The sequence below is a fragment of the Variovorax frigidus genome (assembly GCF_051216515.1).
Lineage (GTDB): Bacteria > Pseudomonadota > Gammaproteobacteria > Burkholderiales > Burkholderiaceae_C > Variovorax.
The window spans coordinates 158,513-171,315 of sequence record NZ_JBPJZF010000008.1 but is presented as its reverse complement, the minus strand read 5'-3'; the positions used below and the strand labels follow the sequence as shown (position 1 = coordinate 171,315).

The window sequence follows — 12,803 nt, the reverse complement described above, 5'->3', positions numbered from 1 at the left end:
TCAGGCCCATGAAGGTTCGACTTCGCGGCCCTGGGCCAAAGCGATGATGTGTTCGATCGAGAACATCACGATCAGCACGCCGGAGATCGCGGCAGGCACGTACTTCCAGCCTTCGGAGATCCACAGCGTGGGCAGTCGGTAGTCCCACACCGACTCGGCCAGCGAGGCGCAGTTCCAGGCCATGGCGGCGCCGAAGACCAGCACCAGTGCGTGGATCAGGTATTCCATCTTCAGGCGCAGCCAGTCGGGTGCGAGCACCAGAAAGGACTCGAGCCCGATGTGGCCCGCGTCGCGCACGCCGACGGCGACGCCGAACATCGTGACGTAGAGCACCAGCAGCAGCGCCAGACTCTCGGCCCAGGTGGGTGTGTTGTTCATGACGTAGCGGCCGAACACCTGCCAGCTCACGGCGCAGATCACCGCGACGAGACCGACGATGCCCAGCCACATGCAGGCACGCGCGAGCGTGCGGCAGAGTTTGGTGTACATAACTTTCGATGCGAAAAAGAGAGAGCCGCTCTGTTCGTGAAACACCGCGGGTCCGGCTCTGCCGGCCCGCTGGTGTTGCCCCCGGTAGGGGGGTGGCGAAGCGACACGAAGTGCGCGAAGCCTGGGGGCGAGCCTTACTTCGTGTCCTGCACCCGCTTCACGAGGTCCTTCAACTTCGCATCGGTGATGAACTTGTCGTACACCGGCTTCATCGCGGCCTGGAACGGCGCCTTGTCGACGTCGATGATTTCCGCGCCGCCGGCCTTCACCGTGGCCAGCGACTTGATCTCGCGCTCTTCCCACTGCTTGCGCATGTAGGGCACCGACTCCTTGGCGGCCTGGCGGATCCAGCCCTGTTCCTGCGGCGTGAGCTTGTCCCACACGCGCTTGGAGAACAGCAGCATCTCGGGCGCCATCGAGTGCTCGGTCTTGCTGTAGTACTTGGCGACCTCGAAGGCGCGTGCGCTTTCGTAGGTGGGGTAGTTGTTCTCGGCGGCGTCGATCAGGCCGGTCTTGAGGCCGGTGTAGACCTCGCCCATGGGCATCGGCGTGGCGTTGGCACCCATGGCCTCGAGCATAGAGACCCACAGGTCGGACTGCTGCACGCGGACCTTCAGGCCCTTCATGTCGGCGAAGCTGCGCACCGGCTTCTTGGCGGTGAACATCGAGCGCGCGCCGCTGTCGTAGTAGGCCAGACCGATGAAGCCCTGCTTCTCGCAGCTCTTCAAGATCTCCTCGCCGATCGGGCCGTCGAGCACCTTGTGCAGGTGGTCGACCGAGCGGAACAGGAAGGGCATGGTGGGCACCTGCGTCTCGGCGCAGATGTTGTTCATCGGAGCGATGTTCACGCGCACCATCTGCAGCGCGCCGATCTTGGTCTGCTCGATGGTGTCCTTCTCGTTGCCGAGCGAGCTGTTGTTGAAGACCTTGATGCTGTGCTTGCCACCCGACAGCGCCTTCAGGCGCTCGCTCATGAACTTGACCGCGGTCACGGTCGGATAGTCGTCGGGATGGATATCGGCCGAGCGGAACTCGGTGGCGTGGGCGCCGGTGCCGATCAGCGCTGCGCCGGCACAGGCGGCGAGCGCGATCAATGTGCGTCGGATGGTCATTTGTCTTCCTCTTGCTCTCGTTGGTGGGATCGAAATCTGGGGGCGCGCTAGAAGGCGCAGGCCGGCTCGGGCAGGCCGCGCACGCCGGGGCGCAGCGCGAACACGCCGCCGGCCAGCGGCTGGTCGGCCACATCGCCGCCGGGGCGAATGGACGTCACATAGAGCGTGTCGAGCCCGGCGCCGCCGAAGGCGCACATCGCGGGCTTCTTCACCGGCACTTCGAGCGAGCGGTCGAGCCGGCCCGCGGGCGTGAAGCGGTGCACCAGCCCCGCGTCGTTGCCGCAGATCCAGTAGCAGCCGTCGGCATCGACGGCCGCGCCGTCGGGTCGGCCGGGCAGGGGCTTCATGTCGACGAACAGGCGGCGGTTGTGCGGCGTGCCGGTGGCGGTGTCGTAGTCGAAGGCCCAGATGGCCTGCACCGTGGGATGCGAATCCGACAGGTACATCGTGCGGCCGTCGGGGCTGAAGCCCAGGCCGTTGGGCACGACCAGTTCGTCGAGCTGCAGGCGCAGCGCGGCCTCGGCGTTGACGTCGCGCTGGTAGCGGTAGAGCCGACCGGCCTGCTGCCCCGCGGCCATGTCCATCCGCATCGTGCCGGCCCAGAAGCGGCCCTGGCGGTCGCAGCGGCCGTCGTTGAAGCGCATGCCGTGTGCGGCGTGCACCGCATGGGCCAGCGGTGTGGACGCGAGCGTGCCGTCGTCCTGCGTGGCGATGGCGAACAGGCCGCTCTCCATGCCCGCGATCCACTGGCCGGGGTGGCCCGCGCGCGGCGCGATGCAGGCCAGCATCTCGTCGCCGGTCCAGCTGGTGTGCGCGCAGCTTTCAGGGTCGAGCCGATGCAGTTGCTTCGCCGGGATGTCGACCCAGTAGAGCGCTTGTTCGGCTGCAAGCCAGACCGGGCTTTCGCCCGTGGCATTGCGGATGTCGAGGACGAGTTCGGCTTGCATGGATGTCCTCGGCTTGGGCTCAGTCGCCGAATGGGCCTTGTGCCGTGAAGGCTCCGCCCTGGTAGATCGCGTTCGGGTCGTTGGGCGCCACCGGGGGCTGCGCCTCGACCTGCTCGCGAAACACTTCCGAGCCGTCTTGCGGCACGAAGCCCAGGTGCGCGGCCGCCGCGTTGTTCCACCACAGGTCGCGGTTGGCGCCCATGCCGTAGACCACGGTGTGCTTCACGTCGGGCGTGAACAGCGCCTTCTCGATCAGCGTCGCGAGGTCGCGGTAGCTGAGCCAGGTGCTCATCATCCGGCGGTTGAGCGGCGCGGGGAAGGACGATCCGATGCGGATGCTCACCGTCTCGATGCCCCAGCGGTCGAAGTAGAACTGCGCCATGTCCTCGCCGAAGGACTTCGACAGGCCGTAGTAGCCGTCGGGCCGGCGCAGGGCGGTGGCGTCGATGGCCTCGTCCTGGCGGTAGAAGCCGGTCACGTGGTTGGAGCTGGCGAACACCACGCGCTTCACGCCGTGGCGTCGCGCAGCCTCGTAGATGTGGAACACGCCCTTGATGTTGGCCTCGAGCACTTCCTCGAAGGGCCGCTCGACCGAGACGCCGCCGAAATGGACGATCGCGTCGCAGCCGGCCACCAGCGCATCGACCGCGACCTTGTCCGAGAGATCGCAGGGCACGACTTCCTCGTGGGCGCCGGAGGCTGGCGCCATGGGCGCCACGTCCGACAGGCGCAACGTGCGGGCCAGCGGCTGCAGGCTCTCGCGCAGCACCTTGCCCAGGCCGCCGGCTGCGCCGGTCAGCAGCAATCGGTGAAGGCGGACTGCTGCGCCGGGTGTGGCGAGGGATGCAGCGGGGACGGGGACGGAAGCACGCATGGGCAGCCTGTGTCTCGTTAGTTATCTGTTGTCGTACAACTCTTCGGACGATTATCATCAGGCCATGCCGCGCCTGTCAACAGAAGTTCCCTCCATGCCGGAAGCGGCCCGCGCCGCCCGTGCGGAGGGCGTGTCGGCGCCTTATGTGGCCCGGCCCCGGCAGCGCGGGCGCGGACTGGCGCATGCGCTGGTCGACGACTTCGGCGCGCGCATCCGCGACGGCGTGCTGCGCCCGGGCGACAAGCTGCCCACCGAGTCGGCCATCATGCAGAGCTTCGGTGTCAGCCGCACCGTGGTGCGCGAGGCCCTGTCGAAGCTGCAGGCCGCGGGACTGGTCGAGACGCACCACGGCATCGGCACCTTCGTGCTGCAGCCGCGCGCGGGCGGCGTGTTCCGGCTCGACGCGGGCGACATCGCGACCTCGGTCGACGTGCTGGCGGTGCTGGAACTGCGCATCAGCCTCGAGACCGAATCCGCGGGCCTGGCCGCGAGCCGCCGCACCGAGGAGCAGTTGCAGGCCATGCGCCAGGCGCTCGACGACTTCGAACGCAACGTGGCGGTGGCCGGCGATACCGTCGCGCCGGACTTCCGCTTCCACCTGCAGATCGCGCAGTCGACGGGCAACCCCTATTTCGCGGACATCATGAGCCACCTGGGCACCACGATCATCCCGCGCACCCGCATCAACGCCATCCGCACGCTCGACCGCAGCGGGGCCTACCTGAGCCGTGTCAACCGCGAGCACGAAGAGATCTACGCGGCCATCGCGCGGCGCGACCCCGAGTCGGCGCGCGCCGCGATGCGCATCCACCTGACCAACAGCCGCGAGCGGCTGCGCATCGCGCAGGAAGAGGCGGCGCAGCGGGTCGAGCAGGACGCGGCAGCGGCCACCCCCACGCACGACTGAAGCCGCGTTTTCACGTCATCCGGTCGATCGGGGTGGACAAGTCATCCGCTGAGTTGTACGATGACTGACCACTTCGCCGCTTCACGGTGCAGGGAAGCCTTCTTTTCAACGACAGGAGACAGACCTCATGCCCTCTCATCGCCGCCGCCTCCTGGGCGCCGCCTGCCTTGCCGCACTTTCCGTGGGCCTGCCCCTGGCCGCCAGTGCGCAGGCCAACTGGCCGGCCAGACCCATCAAGATCATCGTGCCGTACCCGCCGGGCGGGTCGTCGGACATCATTGCGCGTGCCATCAGCCAGCCCTTGTCGGAAGCGCTCAAGCAGAGCGTGATCGTCGAGAACAAGCCGGGTGCCAACGGCAACCTCGGCGCGGACTTCGTGGCCAAGTCGGCACCCGACGGCTACACGATCCTGCTGTGCGACGTGGGTGCGCTGGCCATCAGCCCCTCGGTCTACACCAAGCTGCCTTTCGATCCGTCGACCGACCTGCGTGGCGTGACCATGCTGGCCTATTCGCCGCACCTGCTGGTGGTGCATCCGTCGGTCAAGGCGAACAACCTCAAGGAACTGGTCGCGCTGTCGAAGACCAGCGACCTCAACTTCGCGGTCACGGCCACCGGCAGCGCGCCGCACCTGGCCGGCGTGTCGCTCGAGCGCGCCAGCGGCGCCAAGTGGACCTACGTGCCCTACAAGGGCGGCGTGCAGGCGGTGCAGGACACCGTGTCGGGCCAGACCAACGTGCTGATGAACGGCATGCTCGCCACGCTGCCGCAGGTGCAGGCCGGCCGGCTCAAGGTGCTGGCGGTGTCCAAGGCCACGCGCATGCCGCTGATCGGCGACGTGCCGACCATCGCCGAACAGGGCGTGCCGGGCTACGAGTCGGGCACCTGGCAGGGCGTGAAGGTCGCGAAGGGCACGCCCGACGCGATCATCCAGCGCCTGAACAAGGAACTGATCACCGTGATCCGCTCGGCCGACATCCGCTCGCGGCTGGCCGGGCAGGGCGCCGAGGTCGTGACCATGGCGCCGGCCGAAGAAGAGCAGTTCTTCAACAAGGAACGGGCGCGCTGGGCGGCGGTGGTCAAGGCCGCTCAGATCAAGCTGGACTGACTCTCCCCCCGAAAGCGTCGCGCACTGCGTGTCGCGACGCTCCCTCCCCAGGGAACACAACCAGCGGCCCGGCGAAGCCGGTTCCGCGGTTGCTCACGAACAGAAGCGTTGGCTTCCTGTGCTTATTTTTCTCAACTTCTTCATGGTGCGTCGATGAACCCCCAAGAACTCAAATCCATCATGGGCTCCGGCCTGCTCTCGTTTCCGCTGACCGACTTCGATGCGAACGGCGACTTCCACAAGAAGGGCTACGAGAAGCGTCTCGAATGGCTGGCGCCGTATGGCGCGAGCGCGCTGTTCGCTGCCGGCGGCACGGGTGAATTCTTCTCGCTGACCGGCGACGAGTACCCGGGCATCGTCCAGACCGCGGTCGACACCTGCCGCGGCGTGGTGCCGATCATCGCGGGCGCCGGCGGTCCGACGCGCTTCGCGATCCAGTGCGCGCAGGCGGCCGAGAAGGCCGGCGCGCACGGCATCCTGCTGCTGCCGCACTACCTCACCGAAGCCGGCCAGGAAGGCCTGGCCGCGCACGTCGAGGCGGTGTGCAAGAGCGTGAAGTTCGGCGTGATCGTCTACAACCGCGCGACCAGCCGCCTGAAGCCCGAGACGTTGGCCGGTCTGGCCGAACGCAACCCGAACCTGGTGGGCTTCAAGGACGGCGTGGGCGACATCGAGGCCATGGTCGCGATCTACCAGCGCATGGGCGACCGCTTCGCCTACCTGGGCGGCCTGCCCACGGCCGAGGTCTATGCCGCGGCCTACAAGGCGCTGGGCACGCCCGTGTATTCTTCGGCCGTCTTCAACTTCATCCCGAAGACCGCGATGGACTTCTACAAGGCCGTCGCCGCCGACGACCTGCCGACGCAGCACCACCTGCTCAAGACCTTCTTCATGCCCTACCTCGAGCTGCGCAACCGCGTGCCAGGCTATGCCGTGAGCATCGTCAAGGCCGGCGCGAAGATCGTGGGCCACGACGCGGGCCCGGTGCGTGCGCCGCTGACGGACCTGAAGCCCAACGAAGTCGAGATGCTCAAGGCCTTGATCGACGAGCTCGGCCCTCAGTAACAGGGCACGCGCTTCCAACAACAAGAACGGAGACAAGAAATGCTGCTCAAGAAACTGGTCCTCATCGCCGCCGCCTCGGCGGTGCTCGCCGGCTGTGCCGGCATGTCCTCGGGCTCTGGCGCTGCCGACGGCCCGGCCGTGGCGGCGGCCGCAGAAAAGCTGCGCCTCGCCATGATCGACCCGACCCCTGTTGCGCTCGACGCGCTGGTCGCCGACGACCTGAGCTACGGCCATTCGGGCGGCAAGGTCGACACCAAGGCCAGCTTCATCGGCGACCTGGTGAGCGGCGCCTCGGACTTCGTCACCATCGCCATCACCGAGCAGACCGTCAAGGTGGTCGGCGATGCGGCGATCGTGCGGCACACGCTCACCGCCGACACCCGCGACGCGGGCAAACCCGGCAAGGTCAGCATCAAGATCCTCCATGTGTGGCAGAAGCAGGGCGGCCAGTGGAAGCTGCTCGCGCGCCAGGCGGTGAGGCCGCCGCAATGACGACACCCGTCGTCACCGAACTGCGCGTGGTGCCGGTGGCCGGCCACGACGGCATGCTCATGAACCTGAGCGGCGCGCACGGCCCCTTCTTCACGCGCAACCTGCTGATCCTGAAAGACAGCGCGGGCCATACCGGTGTCGGCGAAGTCCCGGGGGGCGAGAAGATCCGCCAGACGCTGGAAGACGCGCGCGGCCTGATCGTGGGCCAACCCATCGGCCGCCATAACGCCGTGCTGAACGCCATGCGCGCGCAGTTCGCCGACCGCGACAGCGGCGGCCGCGGCACGCAGACCTTCGACCTGCGCATCGCGATCCACGCGGTCACGGCCGCCGAGGCCGCGCTGCTCGATCTGCTGGGCCAGCACCTCGAGGTGCCGGTGGCGGCGCTGCTCGGCGAAGGGCAGCAACGCGACGCGGTGCAGATGCTGGGCTACCTGTTCTACGTCGGCGACCGCACCAGGACCGACCTGGCCTACCGCAGCGAGCCCGAGGCCGACAACGACTGGTTCCGCCTGCGCCACGAGAAAGCCATGACACCCGAGGCCATCGTGCGCCTGGCAGAGGCCAGCCATGCGCGCTATGGCTTCACCGACTTCAAGCTCAAGGGCGGCGTGCTGCGCGGCGAGGAGGAGGTCGAGGCGATCCGCGCGCTGCACGAGCGCTTCCCCGAGGCGCGCGTCACGCTCGACCCCAACGGCGGCTGGCTGCTCAAGGACGCGATCCGCCTCACGCGCGACCTGCACGGCGTGATGGCGTACGCCGAAGACCCCTGCGGCGCCGAAGGCGTGTTCTCGGGCCGCGAGGTGATGGCCGAGTTCCGCCGCGCCACCGGCCTGCCGACCGCGACCAACATGGTGGCCACCGACTGGCGCGAAATGGTGCACAGCCTGTCGCTGCAGTCGGTCGACATCCCGCTGGCCGACCCGCACTTCTGGACCATGCAGGGCTCGGTCCGCGTGGCGCAGCTGTGCCAGGCCTGGGGCCTGACCTGGGGCTCGCATTCGAACAACCATTTCGATGTCTCGCTCGCGATGTTCACGCATGTCGCGGCCGCGGCACCGGGCCAGGTCACGGCCATCGACACGCACTGGATCTGGCAGGACGGCCAGCGCCTGACGAAAGAACCGCTGCGGATCGAGGGCGGTCATGTGCAGGTGCCGCAGAAGGGTGGCCTGGGCGTCGAGCTCGACATGGACGAAGTCGAGAAGGCGCACCGGCTGTACCTGCAGCACGGCCTGGGTGCGCGCGACGACGCGCAGGCCATGCAGTACCTGATCCCGGGCTGGCAGTTCGACAACAAGCGGCCCTGCATGGTGCGCTGACGCGCTAACCTCGCACCTACGGTTTCTTCCCAAGCCGAAGCGCGGTCGCTTCGGCTTTCTCACTTTTCACCACAAGGATTCGACATGCAACAACACGACAACCTGATCGGCGGCGAATGGAAGAAGGGCAATAGCTACAGCCCGAACCTGAACCCGTCGAACCTGGGCGACACCATTGCCGAATACACGCAGGGCGATGCGGCCCACGTCGATGCGGCGGTGGCCGCGGCGACGGCCGCCTTCCCGGCCTGGGCCACGGGCAGCATCCAGGCACGCTCGGACGCGCTCGACAAGATCGGCACCGAGATCCTGGCGCGCAAGGAAGAGCTGGGCACGCTGCTGGCCCGTGAAGAAGGCAAGACCAAAGCCGAAGGCATCGGCGAAGCCACGCGCGCCGGCCAGATCTTCAAGTTCTTCGCTGGCGAGTGCCTGCGCCTGTCGGGCGAGACGCTGCCCTCGGTGCGCCCGAACATCGGCGTCGAGATCACGCGCGAGCCCGTGGGCGTGGTGGGCCTGATCACGCCCTGGAACTTCCCCATCGCGATCCCGGCCTGGAAGATCGCGCCCGCGCTGGCCTTCGGCAACTGCGTGGTGATGAAGCCGGCCGACCTGGTTCCGGGCAGCGCGTGGGCGCTGGCCGAGATCATCAGCCGCTCGGGCATCCCGGCGGGCGTGTTCAACCTGGTGATGGGCCGCGGCAGCGTGATCGGCAATGCGCTGGTGGCGCACCCGGGCGTGCATGCGATCAGCTTCACCGGCTCGGTGGGCGTGGGCCGCGCGATCGGGATCCAGTGCGTCACCAACCACAAGAAGGTGCAGCTGGAGATGGGCGGCAAGAACCCGCAGGTCATCCTGGACGATGCCGACCTCACGCAGGCGGTCGAGCTCAGCGTGCAGAGCGCCTTCTATTCCACCGGCCAGCGCTGCACCGCATCCAGCCGCCTGATCGTGACCGACGGCATCTACCCGAAGTTCATCGAGGCGATGAAGGCCCGCATGGAGAAGATCAAGGTCGGCGACGCGCTGGCGCAGGGCACGGACATCGGCCCGGTGTCGAGCCTGAGCCAGCTCGAGCAGGACCTGAGCTACATCGAGATCGGCAAGAGCGAGGGCGCGGTGCTGGCCGTCGGCGGCGAGCGCCTGAAGCGCGACACCGAGGGCTTCTACATGGCGCCGGCGCTGTTCAGCGAGTCGGCCGCGGGCATGCGCATCAACCGCGAGGAGGTGTTCGGCCCGGTGGCGAGCGTGATCCGCGTGAAGGGTTACGAAGAAGCGCTGGCCACGGCCAACGACACCGAGTTCGGGCTGTCGGCCGGCATCGCGACGACCAGCCTGAAGTACGCGACGCACTTCAAGCGCCACAGCCAGGCGGGGATGGTGATGGTCAACCTGCCGACGGCGGGTGTGGACTACCACGTGCCTTTCGGCGGCCGCAAGGGTTCGAGCTACGGCCCGCGCGAGCAGGGCAAGTACGCGCAGGAGTTCTTCACCACGGTGAAGACGGCCTACACCTTCGCTTGATCCCGGCCGTGCAGAGCACCGCGCTGCCGGTGCTCTATTCGTTCCGGCGCTGCCCGTATGCGATGCGGGCGCGCTTCGCACTGCTCGCGAGCGGCACGCGCTGCGAATTGCGCGAGGTGGTGCTGCGCGACAAGCCGGCGGCGTTGCTGGGCGCATCGCCCAAGGCGACGGTCCCGGTGCTGGTGCTGCCCGACGGGCAGGTGATCGACCAGAGCCTGGACATCATGCGCTGGGCCCTGGCGCGCCGCGATCCACAGGCGTGGCTGCAGCCGCCCAATGAAACGCTCGAAGCCATGCTCGTGTTGATCGCGCATTGCGACGGCGCGTTCAAGCAGCAGCTCGACCGCTACAAGTACCCCGATCGCTTCGAGGGCGTCGACGCGTTGCAGCAGCGCGCCGAGGGGGCCTTGTTCCTGCAGACATTGAATGCGCGCCTGGCCGCGACGTCGCATCTGTTCGGCGATCGGCCCACGCTCGCCGACATGGCGATCGCGCCTTTCGTGCGCCAGTTCGCGCAGGTCGACGCCGCGTGGTTCGCAGCGCAGCCCTGGCCCGCTCTCGCGCAATGGCTCGCGGACCTGACGGCGAGCGAGACATGGCGCGAAGCCACGCAGAAGTACCCGCCGTGGGTGCCGGGCGCCGCGGTTCAGGTGTTTCCGTAGCGCTCAGAGCGCCAATTGGCGGCACACGGCCGCGGTGATCTCGGTGCAGCTCGCGCGGCCACCCAGGTCGCGTGGCACGGTCTGGCCCTCGGCCAGCACCGCTTCGACCGCCTGCTCGACGCGGTCGGCATCGCGCTTCAAGGCCTCGTCTCCATGCTGCTCGCCGAGCCAGCGCAGCATCAGCGCACCCGAGAGGATGGTCGCGAGCGGGCTGGCCGCGTTCTGGCCCGCGATGTCGGGGGCCGAGCCGTGCGCGCCCTGGAACAGCCCGTGGGTCTCGCCGAGTTCGGCCGAGGCCGCGATACCCAGGCCGCCCACGGTGCCCGCGCCCAGGTCCGAGATGATGTCGCCGAACATGTTTTCGGCCACGATCACGTCGTAGAAGTCGGGCTTCTTGAGCATGTGCACGGTGATCGCATCGGCATAGGCGTAGTCGATCTGCACGTCGTCGTATTCGCGCGCCACCTCGTCGCACACCGCGCGGAAGAAGGCGTAGGTGCGCAGGATGTTGGCCTTGTCGCAGACCGTCACGCGGCGCTGGCCGTCGCGCGGTGCGCCCTTGCGGCGGCGCGACAGCTCGAAGGAGAAGCGTGCCACGCGCTCCACGCCCTTGCGCGTGACGACCAGCGTGTCGGTCGCGACTTCGCCGCGCAGGTTGACGCCGCCGCCGCGGCTCGCGTAAAGGCCTTCGGTGTTCTCGCGCACGATCACATAGTCGATCTGCCCGGGCTGCCAGTCGCGCAACGGCGACTGCACGCCCTTGTACAGCCGGATGGGGCGCACATTGGCGAACAGGTCGAGCCGGAAGCGCAGTTGCAGGTGCAGGTCGTTGCCGACCTCGGTGCCGTCGGCGTAGGTCACGCCGGGCAGGCCGGCCGCGCCGTGCAGGATCGCGTGCGAGTTCTTGCAGGCGGCGAAAGTGTCGTCGGGCAGCACCGCGCCGGTCTTGACGTAGTGGGCCGCGCCGCCGTCGAACTGGGTGAAGCGCAGGCGCTGGGTACCGCAGGCTTCGGTGAGCACCGACACGGCCGACTGGCAGACCTCGGGTCCGATGCCGTCGCCTTCGATGGTCGCGATGTCGTAAGTTTGCATGGTGGCTTGGAAAAGAGTGGATTCGAATGATTTGTATGATGAATATATCAGACGACTCGGAGCGCGCGTCGAGGGTATTTCCCGGTGTCTTAGCGTGAGCTCGGCCTTTCTTGAGGTTCGAGTTGTATGATAAATTGATGTGATGTGTCGACGCCTGCGCCCACACCTGAGCTCATGAAACCAAGAACAGAAGGAGACAAGACGTGTTCAGAAGATCCGCCATCACCACCCTCATCGCGCTGTGCCTGGGCGCTGCCGCGACATCGCAGGCCCAGGCCCAGGCCGCCGCTGATCGTCCGATCACGATGATCGTCACCGTCCCGCCCGGCGGCAGCTCGGATGCGCTGGCACGCCTCACGGCCAATGCGCTCGCGACGCGGCTCGAGCGCTCGGTGGTGGTGGAGAACGTCACCGGCGCGGGAGGGCTGGTCGGCATGCAGAAGTTCCTGCGCTCGCCGGCCGACGGCAACGTGCTGCTGTTCATCAACCAGTCGCTGCTGATCCTGCCGCACCTGCACCCCAAGTCGGCCTACAGCCCGTCGAACGACGTGGAGCCGATCGGCATCATCGCCAAGGTGCCGATGGTGCTGTCGGTCAGCAACGCGACCGGCGTGACGCAACTGCCCGCATTGATCGACAAGATGAAGAAGGCGCCGGGCAAGGTCAACTTCGGCTCGGGCGGCCCGGGCACCACCGCGCACCTGGCCGAGGCGCTGTTCCTCCAGCAGGCGGGCGTGCAGGCCGAGATGATCCAGTACCGCGGCTCGGGTCCGGCGCTGAGCGACCTGATGGCCGGCACCATCGACGCCGTGATCGACCAGACCGTGACCATGCTGCCGCTGCACAAGGACGGCCGCGTCAAGGCGATCGCGGTCACCGGCGGCGCGCGGCTCGCGCAGCATCCGGAGATCCCCACCTTCGCCGAAGCCGGCCTGCCGGCCTTCGACCTGAGCATCTGGAACGGCCTGCTCGCGCCCAAGGGCACACCGGGCGAGGCGATGGCCAAGCTCACGAGCGCGCTGTCGGCCGTGGTGTCGAGCGCCGACTTCAAGAGCCGGCTCGCGGTGTTGGCGGCGCAGGGACCGGGCGAGGCGGAGAGCGGCCCGGCGCCGTTCCGCCGTGTGATCGCGCAGGAGAGCGAGCGCGTGGCGGCCCTGGCCAGGTCGGGCGCTTTCGCCAGCGCGCCGCCGGCCGCAGCCAAGTAGGCGCGCG

13 protein-coding genes are annotated in these 12,803 nt (G+C 68.0%); 8 read left to right on the top strand and 5 right to left on the bottom strand.

Features of this window, described 5'->3' with window-relative positions:
• The 4 genes from ACSFBC_RS24030 to ACSFBC_RS24015 form a co-directional block, all read right to left on the bottom strand.
• A complete protein-coding gene (locus ACSFBC_RS24030) occupies positions 1-489 on the bottom strand; it encodes a TRAP transporter small permease (RefSeq protein WP_435512846.1) in 489 nt (162 codons plus the stop codon).
• A gap of 134 nt (positions 490-623) precedes the next feature.
• The gene (locus tag ACSFBC_RS24025; RefSeq protein WP_435512845.1) at positions 624-1,601 is read right to left on the bottom strand and encodes a TRAP transporter substrate-binding protein; all 978 of its coding nucleotides are present in this window, start codon (positions 1,599-1,601) and stop codon (positions 624-626) included.
• Positions 1,602-1,648: 47 nt separating this feature from the next.
• A complete protein-coding gene (locus ACSFBC_RS24020; protein WP_435512844.1) occupies positions 1,649-2,548 on the bottom strand; it encodes an SMP-30/gluconolactonase/LRE family protein in 900 nt (299 codons plus the stop codon).
• A gap of 19 nt (positions 2,549-2,567) precedes the next feature.
• On the bottom strand, positions 2,568-3,422 hold the full coding sequence (locus ACSFBC_RS24015) for an NAD-dependent epimerase/dehydratase family protein (RefSeq protein ID WP_435512843.1): 855 nt from the start codon (positions 3,420-3,422) through the stop codon (positions 2,568-2,570).
• 94 nt (positions 3,423-3,516) lie between these two features.
• Here ACSFBC_RS24015 and ACSFBC_RS24010 point away from each other — a divergent pair, with 94 nt between their 5' ends.
• The 7 genes from ACSFBC_RS24010 (at position 3,517) to ACSFBC_RS23980 (ending at position 10,499) form a co-directional block, all read left to right on the top strand.
• On the top strand, positions 3,517-4,329 hold the full coding sequence (locus ACSFBC_RS24010) for a FadR/GntR family transcriptional regulator (RefSeq protein WP_435512842.1): 813 nt from the start codon (positions 3,517-3,519) through the stop codon (positions 4,327-4,329).
• Between the two features lie 127 nt (positions 4,330-4,456).
• Positions 4,457-5,437 (top strand): Bug family tripartite tricarboxylate transporter substrate binding protein, encoded by a 981-nt coding sequence (locus ACSFBC_RS24005; protein WP_435512841.1) that lies wholly within the window; start codon positions 4,457-4,459, stop codon positions 5,435-5,437.
• A gap of 153 nt (positions 5,438-5,590) precedes the next feature.
• Positions 5,591-6,502, top strand: a complete 912-nt coding sequence (gene kdgD, locus ACSFBC_RS24000) for a 5-dehydro-4-deoxyglucarate dehydratase (protein WP_435512840.1) — start codon at positions 5,591-5,593, stop codon at positions 6,500-6,502.
• Between the two features lie 39 nt (positions 6,503-6,541).
• Positions 6,542-6,994 (top strand): nuclear transport factor 2 family protein, encoded by a 453-nt coding sequence (locus ACSFBC_RS23995; RefSeq protein WP_435512839.1) that lies wholly within the window; start codon positions 6,542-6,544, stop codon positions 6,992-6,994.
• Positions 6,991-8,316, top strand: a complete 1,326-nt coding sequence (gudD, locus tag ACSFBC_RS23990; RefSeq protein ID WP_435512838.1) for a glucarate dehydratase — start codon at positions 6,991-6,993, stop codon at positions 8,314-8,316. The genes ACSFBC_RS23995 and gudD overlap by 4 nt, the downstream gene beginning before the upstream one ends.
• Before the next feature lie 84 nt (positions 8,317-8,400).
• Positions 8,401-9,837, top strand: a complete 1,437-nt coding sequence (locus ACSFBC_RS23985) for an aldehyde dehydrogenase family protein (protein WP_435512837.1) — start codon at positions 8,401-8,403, stop codon at positions 9,835-9,837.
• An 8-nt stretch (positions 9,838-9,845) separates the two neighbouring features.
• The gene (locus ACSFBC_RS23980; RefSeq protein WP_435512836.1) at positions 9,846-10,499 is read left to right on the top strand and encodes a glutathione S-transferase; all 654 of its coding nucleotides are present in this window, start codon (positions 9,846-9,848) and stop codon (positions 10,497-10,499) included.
• Positions 10,500-10,502: 3 nt separating this feature from the next.
• Here ACSFBC_RS23980 and ACSFBC_RS23975 read toward each other — a convergent pair whose 3' ends face one another.
• A complete protein-coding gene (locus ACSFBC_RS23975) occupies positions 10,503-11,591 on the bottom strand; it encodes an isocitrate/isopropylmalate dehydrogenase family protein (RefSeq protein ID WP_435512835.1) in 1,089 nt (362 codons plus the stop codon).
• A gap of 203 nt (positions 11,592-11,794) precedes the next feature.
• On the opposite strand from ACSFBC_RS23975, the gene ACSFBC_RS23970 reads away from it, so the two are divergent.
• Positions 11,795-12,796 carry a Bug family tripartite tricarboxylate transporter substrate binding protein gene (locus ACSFBC_RS23970; protein ID WP_435512834.1) on the top strand — a complete coding sequence of 334 codons (1,002 nt, stop codon included), beginning with the start codon at positions 11,795-11,797 and terminating at the stop codon, positions 12,794-12,796.
• The last annotated feature ends 7 nt before the right edge of the window (positions 12,797-12,803 follow it).

Bases quoted from the DNA above. Each gene is read 5' to 3' on its own strand.
- gudD (WP_435512838.1), top strand. From the start codon at position 6,991: ATGACGACACCCGTCGTCACCGAACTGCGCGTGGTGCCGGTGGCCGGC.
- ACSFBC_RS24015 (WP_435512843.1), bottom strand. From the start codon at position 3,422: ATGCGTGCTTCCGTCCCCGTCCCCGCTGCATCCCTCGCCACACCCGGC.
- ACSFBC_RS23975 (WP_435512835.1), bottom strand. From the start codon at position 11,591: ATGCAAACTTACGACATCGCGACCATCGAAGGCGACGGCATCGGACCC.
- ACSFBC_RS24030 (WP_435512846.1), bottom strand. From the start codon at position 489: ATGTACACCAAACTCTGCCGCACGCTCGCGCGTGCCTGCATGTGGCTG.
- ACSFBC_RS23995 (WP_435512839.1), top strand. From the start codon at position 6,542: ATGCTGCTCAAGAAACTGGTCCTCATCGCCGCCGCCTCGGCGGTGCTC.
- ACSFBC_RS24005 (WP_435512841.1), top strand. From the start codon at position 4,457: ATGCCCTCTCATCGCCGCCGCCTCCTGGGCGCCGCCTGCCTTGCCGCA.
- ACSFBC_RS24010 (WP_435512842.1), top strand. From the start codon at position 3,517: ATGCCGGAAGCGGCCCGCGCCGCCCGTGCGGAGGGCGTGTCGGCGCCT.
- ACSFBC_RS24020 (WP_435512844.1), bottom strand. From the start codon at position 2,548: ATGCAAGCCGAACTCGTCCTCGACATCCGCAATGCCACGGGCGAAAGC.
- ACSFBC_RS24025 (WP_435512845.1), bottom strand. From the start codon at position 1,601: ATGACCATCCGACGCACATTGATCGCGCTCGCCGCCTGTGCCGGCGCA.
- kdgD (WP_435512840.1), top strand. From the start codon at position 5,591: ATGAACCCCCAAGAACTCAAATCCATCATGGGCTCCGGCCTGCTCTCG.
- ACSFBC_RS23985 (WP_435512837.1), top strand. From the start codon at position 8,401: ATGCAACAACACGACAACCTGATCGGCGGCGAATGGAAGAAGGGCAAT.